The organism is Mesorhizobium sp. M7A.F.Ca.ET.027.02.1.1 (genome assembly GCF_004022985.1).
In the GTDB taxonomy this organism is placed as follows: domain Bacteria; phylum Pseudomonadota; class Alphaproteobacteria; order Rhizobiales; family Rhizobiaceae; genus Mesorhizobium.
Genome location: NZ_RZOL01000090.1, coordinates 1 through 17,810 on the forward strand (window position 1 = coordinate 1; position 17,810 = coordinate 17,810).

17 protein-coding genes are annotated in these 17,810 nt (G+C 62.9%); 10 read left to right on the top strand and 7 right to left on the bottom strand.

Annotated elements, in window-relative coordinates; all coding sequences use genetic code 11:
• The 5 genes from EN749_RS12845 to hflX form a co-directional block, all read left to right on the top strand.
• Nucleotides 1–1,695, top strand: a 1,695-nt coding sequence (locus EN749_RS12845; protein WP_145990908.1) for a PAS domain-containing sensor histidine kinase, incomplete at its 5' end; no start/stop codon positions are given.
• Nucleotides 1,685–3,046 (top strand): sigma-54 dependent transcriptional regulator, encoded by a 1,362-nt coding sequence (locus EN749_RS12850; RefSeq protein WP_023812026.1) that lies wholly within the window; start codon nucleotides 1,685–1,687, stop codon nucleotides 3,044–3,046. The genes EN749_RS12845 and EN749_RS12850, both read left to right, overlap by 11 nt.
• A 100-nt stretch (nucleotides 3,047–3,146) precedes the next feature.
• A complete protein-coding gene (locus EN749_RS12855) occupies nucleotides 3,147–4,010 on the top strand; it encodes a D-amino-acid transaminase (protein ID WP_127810326.1) in 864 nt (287 codons plus the stop codon).
• Between the two features lie 145 nt (nucleotides 4,011–4,155).
• Complete coding sequence (hfq, locus tag EN749_RS12860) at nucleotides 4,156–4,401, top strand: RNA chaperone Hfq (RefSeq protein WP_006202172.1); 246 nt, start codon at nucleotides 4,156–4,158, stop codon at nucleotides 4,399–4,401.
• Complete coding sequence (gene hflX / locus EN749_RS12865; protein WP_127810327.1) at nucleotides 4,402–5,793, top strand: GTPase HflX; 1,392 nt, start codon at nucleotides 4,402–4,404, stop codon at nucleotides 5,791–5,793.
• A 6-nt stretch (nucleotides 5,794–5,799) separates the two neighbouring features.
• On the opposite strand, the gene mazG is transcribed toward hflX, so the two are convergent.
• From mazG to cyoA, 7 genes are all read right to left on the bottom strand, one after another.
• A complete protein-coding gene (mazG, locus tag EN749_RS12870; protein WP_127810328.1) occupies nucleotides 5,800–6,624 on the bottom strand; it encodes a nucleoside triphosphate pyrophosphohydrolase in 825 nt (274 codons plus the stop codon).
• A gap of 81 nt (nucleotides 6,625–6,705) precedes the next feature.
• Nucleotides 6,706–7,890: an amino acid aminotransferase gene (locus tag EN749_RS12875; protein ID WP_128363264.1), complete on the bottom strand. Its 1,185-nt coding sequence runs from the start codon at nucleotides 7,888–7,890 to the stop codon at nucleotides 6,706–6,708.
• 139 nt (nucleotides 7,891–8,029) lie between these two features.
• Entirely contained in the window at nucleotides 8,030–8,731 is a 702-nt protein-coding gene (locus EN749_RS12880) for an SURF1 family protein (RefSeq protein WP_128363265.1), read from the bottom strand.
• Nucleotides 8,732–8,827: 96 nt separating this feature from the next.
• Complete coding sequence (gene cyoD / locus EN749_RS12885; protein ID WP_128363266.1) at nucleotides 8,828–9,208, bottom strand: cytochrome o ubiquinol oxidase subunit IV; 381 nt, start codon at nucleotides 9,206–9,208, stop codon at nucleotides 8,828–8,830.
• Nucleotides 9,205–9,831: a cytochrome o ubiquinol oxidase subunit III gene (cyoC, locus tag EN749_RS12890; protein WP_127397268.1), complete on the bottom strand. Its 627-nt coding sequence runs from the start codon at nucleotides 9,829–9,831 to the stop codon at nucleotides 9,205–9,207. Before cyoC ends, cyoD begins: the two co-directional genes overlap by 4 nt.
• A 5-nt stretch (nucleotides 9,832–9,836) precedes the next feature.
• Nucleotides 9,837–11,849, bottom strand: a complete 2,013-nt coding sequence (gene cyoB / locus EN749_RS12895) for a cytochrome o ubiquinol oxidase subunit I (protein ID WP_128363267.1) — start codon at nucleotides 11,847–11,849, stop codon at nucleotides 9,837–9,839.
• A 15-nt stretch (nucleotides 11,850–11,864) separates the two neighbouring features.
• Nucleotides 11,865–13,034 carry a ubiquinol oxidase subunit II gene (gene cyoA / locus EN749_RS12900; RefSeq protein WP_128289428.1) on the bottom strand — a complete coding sequence of 390 codons (1,170 nt, stop codon included), beginning with the start codon at nucleotides 13,032–13,034 and terminating at the stop codon, nucleotides 11,865–11,867.
• A 165-nt stretch (nucleotides 13,035–13,199) separates the two neighbouring features.
• Here cyoA and EN749_RS12905 point away from each other — a divergent pair, with 165 nt between their 5' ends.
• From EN749_RS12905 to EN749_RS12925, 5 genes are all read left to right on the top strand, one after another.
• Nucleotides 13,200–14,513 carry an MFS transporter gene (locus tag EN749_RS12905; protein ID WP_127268838.1) on the top strand — a complete coding sequence of 438 codons (1,314 nt, stop codon included), beginning with the start codon at nucleotides 13,200–13,202 and terminating at the stop codon, nucleotides 14,511–14,513.
• Complete coding sequence (locus EN749_RS12910) at nucleotides 14,510–15,832, top strand: ATP-binding protein (RefSeq protein ID WP_128289430.1); 1,323 nt, start codon at nucleotides 14,510–14,512, stop codon at nucleotides 15,830–15,832. Before EN749_RS12905 ends, EN749_RS12910 begins: the two co-directional genes overlap by 4 nt.
• Complete coding sequence (locus EN749_RS12915; RefSeq protein WP_127321068.1) at nucleotides 15,822–16,355, top strand: response regulator transcription factor; 534 nt, start codon at nucleotides 15,822–15,824, stop codon at nucleotides 16,353–16,355. The genes EN749_RS12910 and EN749_RS12915 overlap by 11 nt, the downstream gene beginning before the upstream one ends.
• A 127-nt stretch (nucleotides 16,356–16,482) precedes the next feature.
• Nucleotides 16,483–17,028, top strand: a complete 546-nt coding sequence (locus tag EN749_RS12920) for a sigma-70 family RNA polymerase sigma factor (RefSeq protein ID WP_127321069.1) — start codon at nucleotides 16,483–16,485, stop codon at nucleotides 17,026–17,028.
• The gene (locus EN749_RS12925; RefSeq protein WP_128363268.1) at nucleotides 17,025–17,798 is read left to right on the top strand and encodes an anti-sigma factor; all 774 of its coding nucleotides are present in this window, start codon (nucleotides 17,025–17,027) and stop codon (nucleotides 17,796–17,798) included. Before EN749_RS12920 ends, EN749_RS12925 begins: the two co-directional genes overlap by 4 nt.
• The last annotated feature ends 12 nt before the right edge of the window (nucleotides 17,799–17,810 follow it).

The following is a 17,810-nucleotide window of genomic DNA, read 5'->3' on the forward strand; positions in this document are numbered from 1 at the left end:
GCCCATGCGGCGCTGATCAAGCCGGACGGCTCTTTCGTCATGAGCGCCAAGACCGATACGGAGTTCGCCATGCCCGAGCCGCCGGAAGGCGCGGTGGCCAGCGCTGCCGACGGCAAGCCGGTGCTGATCGAACCGAAAACGCGCAACATCATGGGCGCCATCGTCAAGCTGCGGGAGATCGAAGGACTCTACCTCTACACCATTCGGCTCGTCGATCCCGAAGTGATCAAGGCAAGGCAGATCGTCAGGTCCAACACCGACGAATATCGGGGGCTGGAAGATAACCGCCGTACCTCGCAGGTGGCCTTCGCGCTGCCCTATCTGTCGCTGACGCTCATCATCATCCTGTCCGCGATCTGGACCGGCATTGCGGTCGCCGACCGTCTGGTGCGGCCTATTCGCCAGCTCATCGGCGCCGCCGACGAGGTGGCGACCGGCAATCTCGACGTCGCGGTTCCCGTCAGGCCTTCGGACGGCGATGTCGCCTCGCTCGGCGATACCTTCAACAAGATGCTTCTCGAACTGAAATCGCAGCGCAATGAGATCCTGTCGGCCAAGGACCTGATCGACGAACGGCGCCGCTTCTCGGAAGCCGTGCTTGCCGGCGTTACCGCCGGCGTCATCGGCGTCGACCCTTACGGCATCGTCACCATCGTCAACCGCTCGGCCGAGGCGATGCTGGCGATTTCGGCCAGCGCAGCCCTTGGGCAGAATCTTTCCGCCGTGCTGCCGCATGTCGGCCGCGTCTTCGAGATCGGTCGCAAGTCCGGCAAACCCGTCTATCGCGAGCAGGTGACCTTTTACCGCGCCGGTGCCGAGCGGACCTTCAACGTGCAGATCACCATCGAGGCCGGCGACGACGGCTCGGAGGAAAAATCCTATGTCGTGACGGTCGACGACATCACCGACCTGGTTCAGGCGCAGCGCTCGTCGGCCTGGGCGGATGTGGCGCGGCGTATCGCCCACGAGATCAAGAACCCGCTGACGCCGATCCAGCTCTCGGCCGAACGTATCAAGCGCCGTTACGGCAAGGTGATTACCGAGGACCGCGAGGTTTTCGACCAATGCACCGACACCATCATCCGTCAGGTTGAGGATATCGGCCGTATGGTGGACGAATTCTCGGCGTTCGCGCGCATGCCAAAGCCTGAGATGAAGGCGATAGATCTGCGCGAATCGCTGCGTGAGGCCTCGTTCCTGGTCGAGGTCAGCCGCGCCGACATCACCTTCGAGCGGATATTCGGCACGGAGCCGCTCAAGGGCACTTTCGACAGCCGCCTGATGGCGCAGGCTTTCGGCAATGTGATCAAGAACGCCGCCGAGGCGATCGACGGATTGGAACAGAAGGACGGTTCGCACGGCATAATCCGGATTCAAGCCGGGCGCCAGAATGGTGCGATTCGAATCGACGTCATCGACAATGGCAAAGGCCTGCCGCGCGAGAATCGCCAACGGCTGCTCGAGCCCTACATGACCACACGCGAGAAGGGCACCGGACTTGGCCTCGCTATCGTCAAGAAGATCGTGGAGGACCATGGCGGCAGGCTGGAACTACACGATGCTCCAGCGGACTTCCACGATGGGCGCGGCGCGATGATCAGCATCATCCTGCCGCCTGCGGCCGCAACGGCTCCGCGCGGCGAAAGCAGGGCGGAAAACGAAAGAGAAACTGAAAAGGTCGGTAATGGCGTCTGATATTCTCATCGTCGATGACGAGGAAGACATCCGTGAACTCGTCGCGGGCATACTGAGCGACGAAGGTCACGAAACCCGCACGGCATTCGATGCCGACAGTGCGCTCGCTGCTATAGCTGATCGCGCGCCGCGGCTGATTTTCCTCGATATCTGGCTGCAGGGCTCGCGCTTGGACGGGCTGGCGCTGCTCGACGAGATCAAGACCATGCATCCGACCTTGCCGGTGGTGATGATTTCCGGCCACGGCAACATCGAAACGGCGGTCTCCGCCATCCGGCGCGGCGCCTATGACTTCATCGAAAAGCCGTTCAAGGCCGACAGGCTGATCCTTATTGCCGAGCGTGCGCTGGAGACCTCGAAATTGCGGCGCGAGGTTTCCGACCTCAAGCTGCGCAGCGGCGAAACCTTCGATCTGATCGGCATGTCGTCGGCGATGAGCCAGTTGCGCCAGACCATCGAACGCGTCGCGCCGACCAACAGCCGCGTGATGATCATCGGACCGTCTGGCTCGGGCAAGGAACTGGCCGCGCGCGCCATCCACACGCTGTCGGCGCGCAAGAGCGCACCTTTCGTGACGCTGAGCGCCGCCAACATCACGCCCGAGCGCATGGAAATCGAGCTGTTCGGTACCGAATCGAATGGCGTCGAGCGCAAGGTCGGCGCGCTGGAGGAGGCCCATCGCGGTATCCTCTACATCGACGAGGTGGCCGACATGCCGCGCGAGACGCAGAACAAGATCCTGCGCGTGCTGGTCGAGCAGCAGTTCGAGCGGGTAGGGGGAACCAAGCGGGTCAAGGTCGATGTCCGCATCATCTCCTCGACCTCGCAGAACCTCGAGGCGATGATTGCCGACGGGCGTTTCCGCGAGGATCTTTACCATCGCCTCGCGGTGGTTCCGGTCATCGTGCCGGGATTGGCCGAGCGGCGCGAGGATATTCCCTACCTCGTCGACAATTTCATGAAGCAGATCGCCCGCCAGGCCGGCATCAAGCCGCGCCGCATCGGCGACGACGCGCTGGCCGTGCTGCAGGCGCACAACTGGCCGGGCAACGTTCGTCAGCTGCGCAACAATGTCGAGCGCCTGATGATCCTGGCGCGCGGCGACGACGTCGACGCGCCGATCACCGCGGACCTGTTGCCGGCCGAGATCGGCGATGTCATGCCACGCACGCCGAATCAATCCGACCAGCACATCATGGCGCTGCCGTTGCGCGAAGCGCGTGAGCAGTTCGAGAAGGACTACCTGATCGCCCAGATCAACCGTTTCGGCGGCAACATCTCGAAGACCGCCGAGTTCATCGGCATGGAACGCTCCGCTCTGCATCGCAAGCTGAAGTCGCTGGGCGTGTGAGCGCGACATATCCAGCCGCCGCGCTGGGCCAAGCATTTGCCGGTTACGGCAACGGCGGAATCGCATAAGAAAAGCCCGATAATTTCTTCAGGGGTTGCCCATGCCGCGCATTGCTTATGTCAACGGGCGCTACGTCGCTCACGCGGACGCTGCCGTGCATATCGAGGATCGCGGCTATCAGTTCGCCGACGGTGTTTATGAGGTCTGCGAGGTGGCGCGTGGCTTCATCGTAGACATGCCGCGCCATCTGGCGCGGCTGAACCGCTCGCTGACCGAATTGTCGATCGCCTGGCCAGTCACCTCTCACGTGCTGCCGCTTATCCTGCGCGAGGTGGTCAACCGCAACCATGTCGCCAACGGCCTGGTCTATGTCCAGGTGACGCGCGGCGTCGCCAGCCGCGACTTTGTCTTCCCTTCCGCCAACACCAAGCCGGCCCTGGTGGTGACCGCCAGGAAGGCCGACCCCGCAGCCGGAGCAAAGCGAGCCGAGACCGGCATCGCGGTCATCACCGTGCCGGAGAACCGCTGGGACCGCGTCGACATCAAGACCGTCGGGCTGCTGCCCAATGTATTGGCCAAGCAGAAGGCAAAGGAGGCCGGTGCGCAGGAAGCCTGGTTCGTCGACGCCGAAGGCAACGTAAAAGAAGGCGGCTCGTCCAATGCCTGGATCGTCACTCGGGACGGCGTCCTGGTCACCAGGCCGGCCGAGCACGGCATCCTGCGCGGCATCACCCGCACGACCATGTTCGAAGTGGCGGCCAAGCTCGGCCTGAAGATCGAGGAGCGCGGCTTTTCCGTCGCCGAGGCCAAGGCGGCACGCGAGGCGTTCATCAGCTCCGCAACGACACTCGCCATGCCGGTGGTGGCTATCGACGGCGATACGGTCGCCAATGGGCACCCCGGCTCAATAACACTTTCCTTGCGGCAGGCCTTTTTTGACATTGCGGAAAAAAGTCCAGCCTGATAACCGCACAGGTGGAATGAACATCAATATATCTCGTTCTGCTTGTCGTTACTGACGACAAGACGGTGTTTGCGAGCTTGACATGCGCCCGTTAATTTGGCGCATTGGCTTGCAAACCGAAGGGGATCGGCGAAAGACAAGAACAATGGCGGAACGATCGCAAAACCTTCAGGACCTGTTCCTGAATTCAGTTCGCAAGAGCAAGAACCCGCTCACCATCTTCCTTATCAACGGCGTCAAGCTGACCGGCGTGGTCACTTCGTTCGACAATTTCTGTGTCCTGCTGCGCCGTGACGGTCACTCCCAGCTCGTCTACAAGCACGCCATTTCCACGATCATGCCGAGCCAGCCGGTTCAGATGTTCGATGGCGAGGAAAGCCAGGGCGCCTGATTGGCACGTGAGAAAGACGCGGACGCCACCGTTCGCGGGAAACCAACGCATCATCCCGGGACGGAAGCCAAGGGCCCGACCCGGGCTGTTGTCATTGTGCCCGTCCTTACCCGCCACCAGCGCAACGACGACGAGACCAACCGTCCTCGGCTGATGCGTTCGGCTGATGCTCGCCACGACGAGGCCGTCGGCCTTGCCCGCGCCATCAACCTGGATCTGATCCACACTGCGGTGGTGACCGTCAACGATCCGCGCCCGGCGACGCTGCTCGGCAGCGGCAAGGTTGCGGAGTTCGCGGAAATCGTCAAAGAGGGACATGCGGAAGTGGTCGTCGTCGACCATCCGCTGACCCCGGTGCAGCAGCGCAATCTCGAAAAAGAGCTGAACTCCAAGGTGCTGGACCGCACCGGGCTGATTCTCGAGATCTTCGGCGAGCGCGCGCGCACCAAGGAAGGCACGCTGCAGGTCGAACTCGCCCATCTCAACTACCAGAAGGGCCGCCTCGTGCGCAGCTGGACCCATCTGGAGCGCCAGCGCGGCGGCGCCGGCTTCCTCGGGGGCCCCGGCGAAACGCAGATCGAATCCGACCGGCGGCAGTTGCAGGAAAAGATCATCAAGCTGAAGCAGGAGCTGGAAACGGTGCGGCGCACGCGCGACCTGCACCGCGCCAAGCGCAGGAAGGTGCCGTTCCCGGTGGTGGCGATCGTCGGCTACACCAACGCCGGCAAGTCGACGCTGTTCAACCGGCTGACCGGGGCGGATGTGCTGGCGCAGGACATGCTGTTCGCCACGCTCGACCCGACGCTGCGCCGCGTGCGCCTCCCACATGGCACGCCGATCATCCTCTCCGATACGGTCGGCTTCATTTCGGACCTGCCGACGCATCTGATCGCGGCTTTCCGCGCCACCCTGGAAGAGGTGGTCGAGGCCGATCTCGTGCTTCATCTGCGCGACATTTCCGATCCGGACACTGCTGCACAAGCGGAAGATGTCGAGCGCATCCTGGCCGACCTCGGTGTCGACGCCGGCGACGCCAAGCGCGTGATAGAAGTGTGGAACAAGATCGACCGGCTCGACGAAGGCAACCGGACCCGGCTGCTTGCCGACGGCGCCGATGCCAACAAGGCGCCGCCGATTGCGGTGTCGGCGGTGACCGGCGAGGGCATTGATGCGCTGAAGGCGATCATCGAAACACGGATGGCGGGCGAACTCGAAGACCTCACCGTGACGATTGAGCCGGCCCAGTTCGGCCTTGTCGACTGGCTTTACCGCAATGGCGATGTCGTTTCGCGAAGCGACAATGATGACGGCAGCGCCACCATCTCGCTCAAGGCCACGCAAAGCGCGCGCGAAGAGATCGAAAGCAGATTGCGTCGTAAAAACAACGGTTAGTGCGGGTTATTTCGCGCTTTTTGCTTCCTGCCAGAGCGCTTCCATCTCGGCCAGATCAGCCTTTTCCAGCGTGCTGCCGGATTTTTCCAGGGCCTGTTCGACATAGTGGAAGCGCGAGCGGAATTTTTCGTTGGTGCCGCTCAGCGCTGCTTCGGAATCGAGCTTGAGGTGACGGCCGAGGTTGACGACGGCAAACAGCATGTCGCCGAACTCATCCTTGATCGAGGCGGTGTCGCCCTTGGCCAGGGCCTCGCGCAATTCGCCGATCTCTTCCTCGATCTTGTCGAGGATGGGCGCTGCCTCGCTCCAGTCGAAGCCGACGCGGGCGGCCTTCTCCTGAAGTTTCAGCGCCCGGGTCAGCGCGGGCAGGGCGACCGGAACGCTGTCCAGAAACCCCTTGCCATTGTCTTCGGGATCGAGACCGCGGGCGAGACGAGCGCTTCGCTTCTCCGCCTTCTCTTCGGCCTTGATCTTTTCCCACATGCCCTTGGCCATGCCGGCGCTACGGGCTTTTTCGTCGCCGAAGACATGTGGGTGGCGACGGATCATCTTCGTCGTGATGGCTTGCACCACGTCAGGGAACGAGAATTCACCGGCCTCCTCGCCCATCTGGGCATGATAGACGACCTGCAGCAGCAGGTCGCCGAGTTCGTCGCGCAGATCGTCGAGATCGCCGCGCGCGATGGCATCCGCCACCTCGTAGGCTTCCTCGATCGTATAGGGCGCGATGGTCGAGAAATCCTGTTCGATGTCCCAGGGGCAGCCGGTCTTCGGCGCCCGTAGCGCCGCCATGATCTCGATCAGGCGCGAAATGTCTTTCGATGGTGTCATAGGGGCTGATGCTATCGCGCGGCCGGCCGCGCGGCCAACGCTGTCAGCCGGCGAGAGTGCCTTGTCCACAGGCGAGCCACGTCAGTCGAGCACAGAAACGATCGCCTTGGCGAGCTCGTCCATGCCGTCTTCGGGCAGGCCGGCGACGTTGATGCGGCTGTCGCCGACCATATAGATGCCGTGCTCGGCACGCAGCCGTTCGACCTGCGCTTCCGTGAGGCCAAGGCGGGAGAACATGCCGCGATGGCTGGCGACGAAGTCGAAGCGATCGGAATTGGACTGCCGGCGCAGTGCCTCGGCGAACTGCACGCGTAGCCTGAGCATGCGCAGGCGCATCTCTTCGAGCTCGGCTTCCCAGTCGGCGCGCAAGGCGGCATCTTCGAGCACGATGCGCACGGCCGCCGCACCATGGTCCGGCGGCATCGAATACATGGCGCGCGCCGCCGACAGCATCTGGCTCATCGCCACATCCGCCTGTGCGCCGTCCCTGGCCAGGATCATCGCCGCGCCGACGCGGTCGCGGTAGACAGCAAAATTCTTCGAGCAGCTCGAGGCGACGACCATTTCCGGAACTTTTGCCGCCAACAGGCGCAAGCCGAGGGCATCGGCCTCGAGGCCATCGCCAAAGCCCTGATAGGCGATGTCGACAAACGGCAGCAGCTCGCGCTCGACGACCAGATCGGAAACGGCAGCCCACTGGCCCGCATCCAGATTGGCGCCGGTCGGGTTGTGGCAGCAGCCATGCAGCAGCACGACGTCGCCGCTCTTTGCGGTCCGCAGGGCCGCCAGCATGTCGTCGAAGCGAACAGCGCCCGAGGCGGCATCGAAATAGGGATATTCACGGATCTGCAGGCCGGCGGCGCGCATTACCGGCATGTGGTTCGGCCAGGTCGGGTCCGACAGCCAGATGGTTGCATCCGAGCGTGTCCGCTTCAGCAGTTCCGCCACCAGCCGCAGTGCGCCGGAGCCGCCGGGCGCTTGCGCGGCACGGATGCGCGTCATGTCGGCGCCCGGACCGAAGGCGAGCTTGGCCATTACCGTGTTGAAGCCGGTATCGCCGGCAAGGCCGAGATAGGTCTTGGTGTCCTGACCCTGCAGCAGGCGCTTTTCCGCTTCGCGCACGGCGCGCATGACCGGCGTCTTGCCGTCGCGATCCTTGTAGACGCCGACACCGAGATCGACCTTGTCTGGACGCGGATCGGCTCGATAAAGGCCGATCAGGGCGAGGATCTTGTCGGCGGGGGCGGGCTGCAGGGCTTCAAACATCGCTAGGGCTCCAATGGCGGCGGAGTGATACGCAAATCGGTCGCGTTTCGCCAGCGGTTTTAGCTAGGTGCTCCAGCCTGAGACGGGGTGCCGGGAAGCCTGCCCTGCCTGCTCCTTTCAGCTTTGCCTCGGCCAGCGGTCAGCCCCCGCCGTGTTTCCCAGCCTGCCGCAACGGATAGGCGATCGCGCCCAGCACCATCAAGGCCAGCCCGAACCATGTCAGGGCATAGGCCAGATGGTTGTTGTGGAACGAAACGACCGTCAGGCCGCCGACCGGCCACCCTCCCGGATTGGGCGTGGCATCGGCATCGATGAAATAAGGAGCGACCTGCCCGAGGCCTTGCGTCGAGGCGATCGCCTGCACATCGCGCGAATACCAGCGGTTGGCGGCCGGATCGTTGTTACGCAGGAAGCCGCCCTTCGGTTCGGTCAGGCGCAGCAGGCCGCGAATTCCGGTGTGATCGCCCGAGGGCTTGCCTGCGAGGCGGGTTGCCGGATCGCGCTTGTCCGTCGGCACGAAGCCCCTGTTCACCAGAATCGTGAAGCCATCATCCGCTCGGAACGGCGCCATTACCCAGAAACCACCGCCGCGATCGGTGACCGCCTGGACCAGGGTCTCGCGATCACCGAGAAACCGGCCCGTGACGGCAAGCTGGCGATACTCATCATCCCTGGCGTTGATCTCTGGCCAGGCCGAAGGCGCCGGGGCGGCCACAGGTACGGCCTTGAGACGCTGGTCGACACGCTCGATCAGGTCGAGCTTCCAGACGCGGCGCTCCAGCTGCCAGATACCGAGCGCCGAGAACCCTGCGACGCCGATGGCACCGCAAAGGCAAAGCACCAACAGCGTCCATGGTGAACGCGTAACCCTTTGGCCGTCGCCTGTATTCGAATGCGGTGTCGTCCGCGCCTGTTCATCCAAAGCCAGGTCCCTCTCTCAGGGTATCTGACTCATGTCATGGCCGGGCATCATGTTGGCGTTCAGATGGTACATGACCCAGAGCGAGCCCGTCAGCGCGATCACCACCAGGATGAGGGTGAAGATCAGGGCCATCATGGTCCAGCCGCTCTCCGACCTGGTGTTCATATGCAGAAAGAACACCATGTGGACGATGATTTGCACGACGGCGAAGGCCATGATGGCAATCGCCGAAGCCATCTGATTGCCGAGTGGGTTGGTCATGACCAGCCAGAAGGGAATGGCGGTCAGCACGACGGACAGGCCGAAGCCTGTCAGATAGCCGCGCAGCGAGCCGTGATCGACGCCGTGACGCGCGTGGCTCTGGTCGCTGGTGTCTGTGTGGTGGCCGGCGCTCATCGCAACATTCCCATCAGATAAACGAAGGTGAAGACGCCGATCCAGATGACGTCGAGGAAGTGCCAGAACATGCTCAGGCACATCAGGCGCCGCTGGTTCGCGGCGATCAGCCCGTGCCTGGAGACCTGCACCATCAGCACCACCAGCCAGACCAGGCCGAAGGTGACGTGCAGGCCGTGCGTTCCGACCAGCGTGAAGAACGACGACAGGAAGCCGCTGCGCTGCGGCGTCGCCCCCTCGTGGATGAAATGGGCGAATTCGTAGAGTTCGATGCAGAGAAAGGCGAGGCCGAACAGGCCAGTGATCACCAGCCACACCTGCATGGGCTTCACCCGTCCCTTCGCCATCTCCAGCATCGCGAAGCCGTAGGTGATGGAGGACAGGAGCAGCATGGTGGTGTTGAGCGCGACCAGCGGAAGATCGAACAGATCCTTCGGCGCGGGTCCGGCCGCGTAATTGCCACCGAGCACGCCGTAGACCGCGAACAGCATCGCGAAGATGAGGCAGTCGCTCATCAGGTAGATCCAGAAGCCGAGCATGGTGCTGCTGCCGCTCTCGGCATGGCCGTGGTCGTCTTCCAGGTGGAAGACCGTGTCGTCGATCACCGTGTCGGCGTGTGCCATGGTGCTTATCCCGCCTGGCTGGTGGCTGCGAGCAGGCGTGTCCGCTCGTCCTCGACGCGGGTGACGTCACTGGACGGAATGTGGAAGTCCCGGTCGTAGTTGAAGGTATGCGCGATGGCGTAGCCGATCAGGGCGACGAAGCTGACGATCGCCAGCCACCAGATGTACCAGATGAGCGCCACGGCAAGCACCACGCTCAACCCGGCCAGGACGACGCCGGCTCCGGTGTTGCGCGGCATGTGGATGTCGCGGAAGCCCGTCAACGGACGCTGGTAGCCGCGATTCTTCATGTCCGCCCAGGCGTCGAGATCGTGGACGACCGGCGTGAAGGCGAAATTGTAGGCCGGGGGCGGCGACGAGGTTGCCCATTCGAGGGTGCGCCCGTCCCAGGGATCACCGGTATCGTCGCGAAGCTGCTCGCGCCGCCGCACGCTGACGAAGATCTGGATGAGGAAGGACAGGATACCAAGCAGGATCAGGAAGGCGCCGAAGGCGGCGATAATGAACCAGATCTGCAGCGAGGGATCCTCAAAGGTGCGCAGCCGGCGCGTTACGCCCATCAAGCCGAGGATGTAGAGCGGCATGAAGGCGAACCAGAAGCCGACCACCCAGAACCAGAACGACATCTTTCCCCAGAACGGATCGAGCCGGAAGCCGAATGCCTTGGGGAACCAGTAGCTGATGCCGGCAAACAGGCCGAACAGCACGCCGCCGATGATGACGTTGTGGAAATGCGCGACCAGGAACAGGCTGTTGTGGAGCACGAAGTCGGCTGGCGGAACCGCGAGCAGCACGCCGGTCATGCCGCCGACAGTGAAGGTCAGCATGAAGGCGACCGTCCACATCATCGGCAGTTCGAAGCGGATGCGGCCGCGGTACATGGTGAACAGCCAGTTGAATATCTTGGCGCCTGTCGGGATCGAAATGATCATCGTTGTGATGCCGAAGAACGAGTTGACGCTCGCTCCCGATCCCATGGTGAAGAAGTGATGCAGCCAGACCAGATAGGACAGGATGGTGATGACGACTGTCGCGTAGACCATCGACGTGTAGCCGAAGAGCCGCTTGCCGCAGAAGGCCGAGGTCACTTCCGAAAATATGCCGAAGGCCGGCAGGATCAGGATGTAGACCTCGGGGTGGCCCCAGATCCAGATCAGGTTCACGTACATCATCGGATTGCCGCCGAAGTCGTTCGTGAAGAAGTTGGTGCCGACATAGCGGTCGAGAGCCAGCAGGGCCAGCACCGCCGTCAGCACCGGGAAGGCGGCGACGATGAGCACATTGGTGCAAAGCGCGGTCCAGGTGAAGATCGGCATTCTCATCATGGTCATGCCAGGCGCGCGCATCTTGACGATGGTGCAGACCAGGTTCACGCCCGACAGCAGCGTGCCGACGCCCGCCACTTGCAGGGCCCAGATATAATAATCGACACCGACATCGGGACTGTAGCCGATCCCCGACAACGGCGGATAGGCAAGCCAGCCGGTGCGGGCGAATTCGCCGACGAACAGCGACATCATGACGATGACCGCGCCGCCGACCGTCATCCAGAAGCTGAAATTGTTGAGGAACGGAAACGACACGTCGCGGGCGCCGATCTGCAGCGGGACGACGAAATTCATCAGGCCCGTCACCAGCGGCATCGCCACGAAGAAGATCATGATCACGCCGTGCGCGGTGAAGATCTGGTCGTAGTGATGCGAATTGAGATAGCCTTCCGAACCGCCGAAGGCCATCGCCTGCTGGAGCCGCATCATGATGGCGTCACTGAAGCCGCGCAGCAGCATGACGATGCCGAGCACCATGTACATCACGCCGATGCGCTTGTGGTCGACGCTGGTGAACCATTCGCGCCACAGATAGCCCCAGAGCTTGAAATAGGTCAGCGCGCCGATGAGTGCCACGCCGCCCAGCGCGACGACCATGAAGGTCGCGACCACGATGGGTTCGTGCAGCGGCAGCGACTCGAGCGTAAGCCGGCCGAAGATCGCCTTGAGAAAAGCAGGATTGTCGAACATGTCTTGCGTGGCGCCTCAGGAGTTGAAGGGCGACCGAAGCGTGCCGGTTGCGGAAGGTGACGGCAGTCGGATCGACAGGGGCAGTGGCCGTTGCAGACCAGCGCCGACGATCGGCGTCGAGGTCATCGGCGTGACGGATTGATCGGCCTTCGAAGCCGCCAGTGCTTCTTCGGTTGTGCATATGCTGGCGACATAGGATGGGGCGGGGCCGAATATCGTGCCGCGCCGGGCGAACTTGTCGTACAGCAGCGGAAGGGTGTTGCGGATGCCGGCCATTCCCAGACCGCCCTTGGCATCGATCTGCGACATCTCGCTCATGCACATCTTGCCGGGCTCGACGCACATGTTGAGGATCGCCTTGTAGAGATCGGCATCCACCGCCGCATAGTGGAGCACGGGTTGGTTCTCGCTGGGCTGTTCGAGCTCCTGATAGCCGTTTCGGTCGAGCTTGCCGCCGCCGTCCTTTGCCTTCGCGATCCATGCCTGGAAACCGGCATCGTCCAGGCCGTGGAACGCGAAGCGCATTCCCGAGAAGCCGGCGCCGCTGTAGTTGGCGGAGAATCCTTCATAGTCGCCGGACTTGTTTATGACGGCGTGCAGCCTGGTTTCCATACCCGGCATTGCATAGATCTGGCCGGCCAGTGCTGGAATGTAGAAGGAGTTCATCACCGATGCGGAGGTGATGCGAAAGCTGATCGGCCGGTCGACCGGCGCAGCCAGTTCGTTGACCATGGCCACGCCGTATTCGGGATAGATGAACAGCCATTTCCAGTCGAGCGCGACGACTTCGACCTCAAGCGGGCGCACGTCCGGCGGCAGCGGCTTGCCGGCCGCGACACGTCCGATCGGACGATAGGGGTCGAGCAGATGGGTGCCCATCCAGGTCACTGCGCCCAGGCAGATTATGATCAGAAGCGGCACAGCCCAAATGACGAGTTCGAGGTGGGTCGAGTGGTCCCAATCCGGCTCGTAGCGCGCCTCGCGGTTGGACTGGCGGTATCGCCAGGCAAAGAATATGGTGAGAGCCATGACCGGTATGATGACGATCAGCATCAGTGCCGTGGACACCATCAGCAGGTCGCGCTGCTGCGCGGCGACGTCGCCGGCAGGGCTCATGACGACCATGCTGCAGGAGCCGAGCGATGCCAGCAGGGGCAGCAGGAAAAGGGTACGGAGACGGCTCAATGTATGACCTGTCGGTTGTTCCCCCCAGTGCTAGCCGTACCGCGGCAATGAAGGCATTGGACAATTTGTCCAATGCCGCAATGACGCGGCAGGCGTCATCAAAGCATCTGGCCCGCGCACATGGCAGCGATCGCATGAGACCGCGGCGGGGCGACGGAGAATGCTGTGAGCCCAACTTCGAAAATCGAAGCCGACGCAAGACGGATCAACGCGCGGCATCATGAGGTGAAGCCCGGCGAAATCGCCGTCGGCGTCATCATCGGCAGGACGTCGGAATTCTTCGACTTCTTCGTCTACGCGATCGCTTCCGTCATCGTTTTTCCGAAGCTCGTATTTCCTTATGCCGACCCGTTGACCGGCACGCTCTACTCGTTCGCCATCTTCGCGCTTGCCTTCATCGCGCGGCCGATCGGCACGGCGATCTTCACCGCGCTCGACCGCGCCTACGGACGCAGCGCCAAGCTCACCATCGCGCTGTTCCTGCTGGGGACCTCGACCGTGTCGATCGCCTTCGTGCCCGGTTACGACCAGATCGGCCAGGCTTCGGCCTGGCTGCTGGCCATGTTCCGGATCGGTCAGGGACTGGCGCTGGGCGGGACATGGGACGGACTTGCCTCGCTGCTGGCGTTGAATGCGCCCGAAAAGCGCCGCGGCTGGTATGCGATGATCCCGCAGCTAGGCGCACCACTCGGGCTCATCGTTGCCAGCGCGCTGTTTGCATATTTCGTCGGCAACCTGTCGGCCGAAGACTTCTTCAGCTGGGGCTGGCGCTACCCGTTCTTCGTCGCCTTCGCCATCAATGTCGTCGCCCTGTTCGCACGGCTGCGCATCGTGGTGACGCCGGAATACACCAAACTGTTCGAAGGCCAGGAACTGGAGCCGACTTCCGTCCGCGAGACGTTGCGCGCCGAAGGGCGCACTGTCGTGCTCGGCGCCTTCGCGCCGCTGGCGAGTTTCGCCCTGTTCCACATGGTGACGGTGTTTCCTCTGTCCTGGATTTTCCTGTTCACGCGCGAGGGACCGGCACGGTTCCTCGTCATCGAGACGATCGGAGCTTTCTTCGGCCTGGCGGCAATCGCGATCTCGGGCTTCGTCGCCGACCGGGTTGGGCGCTGGCCCTTGCTCGGAGGCTCGGCGGTGGCCATTGCCGTGTTCAGCGGTTTCGCGCCACAGCTGCTCGATGGCGGCTTCGTCGGAGAGTCCGTCTTCATGGTATTGGGCTTCGTCCTGCTCGGCCTGTCGTTCGGCCAGTCTTCAGGAGCACTCGCCTCGAACTTTTCAAAGACCTACCGCTATACAGGGGCGGCGCTGACCTCGGATCTCGCCTGGCTGTTCGGGGCGGGCTTCGCCCCCATAGTCGCTCTGTTCCTGTCCGCCCATTTCGGGCTGATCTCATCAGGCGCCTATCTGTTGTCGGGAGCGCTATGCACGTTACTTGCGCTGAGACTCAACCAGCGCCTGGATCGGACGCCCGCTTGAGTGACCTGCTTGGCCAGGGCTGGGGACCTCCCGGCCCAATGACGTTGCACGACAAGACCAACAAACAGAATTTTCTGCTTCTGATTCAACTGCGCTGGATCGCGGTCGGTGGTCAGATCGTGACGATCCTGTTCGTCCGCTACGTGCTCGGCATTGGATTGCCGCTGGTCCCGATGGCGGTGGTGATCCTGCTGCTGATCGCTCTCAATGTCGCCAGCCTGCGCCGGCACAGCAGCCAGGACGCGATCACCAACACCGAGCTGTTTCTTGGGCTGCTGCTCGACGTCACCGCGTTGACGGTCCAGCTTTACCTGAGCGGCGGTGCGTCCAACCCCTTCATTTCGCTTTACCTGCTCCAGGTCATCCTGGGCGCGGTGCTGCTGGAGACATGGTCGGTCTGGGCGCTGGTCCTCATTGCAAGCACGTGCTTCATCGCGCTGACCACTTTCTACCGTGAGATCAGCCTGCCCGCCGCACACGGTGCCGGGCTGTTCAGCCTGCACATCCAGGGCATGTTCATCTGTTTCGTTCTGGCGGCAACGCTTCTGGTGCTGTTCATCACCAGGGTCCAGAACAACATTCGCACCCGCGACGCCCATCTTGCGGATTTGCGCCAGCAGTCGGCGGAGGAGGCTCACATCGTTAGGATGGGCCTGCTCGCCTCCGGTGCCGCGCATGAGCTCGGCACGCCGCTGGCCACGCTTTCCGTCATCCTCAATGACTGGCAGCGCATGCCGGCTCTCGAGGCAGATCCGGATCTGGCGCAGGAAATCCGGGAGATGCAGGGCCAGTTGGACCGTTGCAAGAAGATCGTTTCGGGAATCCTGATGTCGTCGGGCGAATTGCGCGGCGAAGGCACGGTTCGCACCTCCGTCGACGCCTTCCTGGCGGAACTGGTGGCCGAATGGAAATCGACACGTCTGCCGCAAGGTTTCGAATACACCAGGCGTTTCGGCGCCAACCAGGAGATCGTCTCCGATCCCGCGCTCAAACAGGTGATGTTCAATGTACTGGACAACGCACTTGAAGCGTCGCCTCTATGGGTCGGGTTGATCGTCAGCCGCCACGCGGACGATCTCATCGTCGAAGTTGTCGACGCGGGACCGGGATTTGAAGAAGCCATGCTTGCAGAATTCGGCAAGCCCTACACGTCGACCAAGAACCGGCCAGGTAGCGGGCTCGGCCTGTTTCTGGTCGTCAATGTCATCCGCAAGCTGGGGGGTACCGTCACCGTAAGAAATAGAACCGAGGGGGGAGCTTCGGTTACGTTGCATCTGCCGCTGGCTGCTCTGTCTCCGCGAGGGCACAATGCCGACTAAACGCACGCTGTTGATCGTCGAGGACGACATCGCCTTTGCCAACGCACTGCGCCGGTCTTTCGAACGGCGTGACTACGAAACGCATAGCTGCCGGAGCGTCGACGGCGTGCATGCGCTGATCGGCACCGTTGCCTTCCAATATGCCGTCGTCGATCTCAAGCTCGCCAGCGGCTCGGGCCTGGAATGCGTCAGGGCGCTGCACGAGCACGATCCTGAAATGCGGATCGTCGTGTTGACCGGCTTTGCAAGCATCGCCACCGCTGTCGAGGCGATCAAGCTCGGCGCCTGCCAGTATCTCGCCAAACCCGCCAATACAGACGACATTGAAGCGGCTTTCGGCCAGGTCGAAGGCAATGCTTCGGTGCCGCTGGCCGAGCGACCAACCTCGATAAAGAACCTCGAATGGGAGCGCATCCACGAGACGTTGGTGGAGGCCGACTTCAACATTTCGGAGACGGCACGACGGCTGGGCATGCACCGCCGGACTTTGGCGCGGAAGCTGGAGAAGAGGCGTGTAAAGTAGACACGATCTACCGGGCATCGCACATCGTGCCGATACCAATGATAAAATTGATGCCGGCAACAATCGTTACATTCGAACGATGTCCTCCGAAGGGAAAAATTGGCAGGGCAGGGATTAAAATCCCCACATGCTCCGTAAACAGGACATGAAACCGCCGGTGCCACGTTTTGACATCATAGGACAGCTCGGTTCGCTGCGCCGCTATGCGCGCTCGCTGACGCGCGACAGCACCGACGCCGAGGATCTTGTCCATGACGCGCTGGTGCGCGCTTATGAGCGGCGCAGCACGTTCCGCTCCGGCGGAAACCTGCGCGCGTGGCTGCTGTCGATCGTCCACAACACCTTCATCGACAAGATGCGGTCCCGCAAGTCCGAAGCGTCGCGCGTCGAACAGGCTGGATACCTGGCCGACGGCAGCACGCCGGCACCACAGGAACATTCGGTGCGCCTGGCGCAGGTGCGCGAGGCTTTTTTCAGCCTGCCGGAAGAACAGCGTTCAGCGCTGCACCTCGTCGCAATCGAAGGCCTCTCCTATCAACAGGCCGCCGATGCCAGCGGCGTGCCGCTCGGCACGCTGATGTCCCGCATCGGCAGGGCGCGCGCCGCACTGCGCGAGATGGAGGAGCCGGCGAAGGCAAAAAACCACCTCAGGATCGTTGGAGGCCCGTCATGACCGCAACTGTCGATCCCGTGACCGATATCGACCTCGACGCCTATGTCGACGACCAGGTCGACGTTACCCGCCGCATCGAGGTCGAAGCATTCTTGTCCGCTCGCCCGGAGGCGGCGGCGCGCGTGATGTCGGATCTCAGGACCCGGGATGAACTGCGCGTGGCGCTTGCCTGCTCCAAGGGCATGGCGCGCCCCGCGACCGCCGATGCCGCGCGGCGGCTGGAGAGGGGGCTTGCCCGCGGCCGGCTCTTCGGCGTGTTGCAGCGCGCGGCGGCGGTCGCCGGCTTCGTCGCCGCCGGCTGGCTGGCAAACGGCATCATCGGGCCGATGTCGGTGACCAAGGTCGTCGCCTCGCCGCAGCCGCCCGCCTATGTCGACGAGGCGGTGCAGGCCCACAGGACGACGCTGGTGCGCGAGAGCATGCCATCGCAGGCGGAAACGCCCAATTACAACGCCGGCGAAATCCGCGCCGCCACTGCCATCGTCATGCCGTCGCTGCCGACGGATTGGAGGGTGCGCGACGTGCAGATCTATCCGTCGCGCTTTGGGCCGAGCGTCGAGATGGCGGTCGAGACGAAAGACATGGGGCTGGTGTCGCTGTTTGCGATCCGGCCCGGAACCTTCGACGTCGTCAAGCCGGCGATAGCGCCCTCGGGCGACATTTCGTCGGCCTATTTCCAGATCGGCGATGTCGCCTATGCGGTGGTCGGACGAAGCGAGGTCCACGACCTCGACCGCGCCGCCGAGACGCTTGCCAAGACGCTTTACTGATCGATTCACAAA

Excerpts from the sequence above, each read along its gene's own strand:
- EN749_RS12875 (WP_128363264.1), bottom strand. The coding sequence starts at position 7,890 with ATGTTTGAAGCCCTGCAGCCCGCCCCCGCCGACAAGATCCTCGCCCTG.
- EN749_RS12855 (WP_127810326.1), top strand. The coding sequence starts at position 3,147 with ATGCCGCGCATTGCTTATGTCAACGGGCGCTACGTCGCTCACGCGGAC.
- EN749_RS12850 (WP_023812026.1), top strand. The coding sequence starts at position 1,685 with ATGGCGTCTGATATTCTCATCGTCGATGACGAGGAAGACATCCGTGAA.
- EN749_RS12925 (WP_128363268.1), top strand. The coding sequence starts at position 17,025 with ATGACCGCAACTGTCGATCCCGTGACCGATATCGACCTCGACGCCTAT.
- EN749_RS12915 (WP_127321068.1), top strand. The coding sequence starts at position 15,822 with ATGCCGACTAAACGCACGCTGTTGATCGTCGAGGACGACATCGCCTTT.
- cyoB (WP_128363267.1), bottom strand. The coding sequence starts at position 11,849 with ATGTTCGACAATCCTGCTTTTCTCAAGGCGATCTTCGGCCGGCTTACG.
- cyoD (WP_128363266.1), bottom strand. The coding sequence starts at position 9,208 with ATGAGCGCCGGCCACCACACAGACACCAGCGACCAGAGCCACGCGCGT.
- EN749_RS12920 (WP_127321069.1), top strand. The coding sequence starts at position 16,483 with ATGCTCCGTAAACAGGACATGAAACCGCCGGTGCCACGTTTTGACATC.
- mazG (WP_127810328.1), bottom strand. The coding sequence starts at position 6,624 with ATGACACCATCGAAAGACATTTCGCGCCTGATCGAGATCATGGCGGCG.
- cyoC (WP_127397268.1), bottom strand. The coding sequence starts at position 9,831 with ATGGCACACGCCGACACGGTGATCGACGACACGGTCTTCCACCTGGAA.
- hfq (WP_006202172.1), top strand. The coding sequence starts at position 4,156 with ATGGCGGAACGATCGCAAAACCTTCAGGACCTGTTCCTGAATTCAGTT.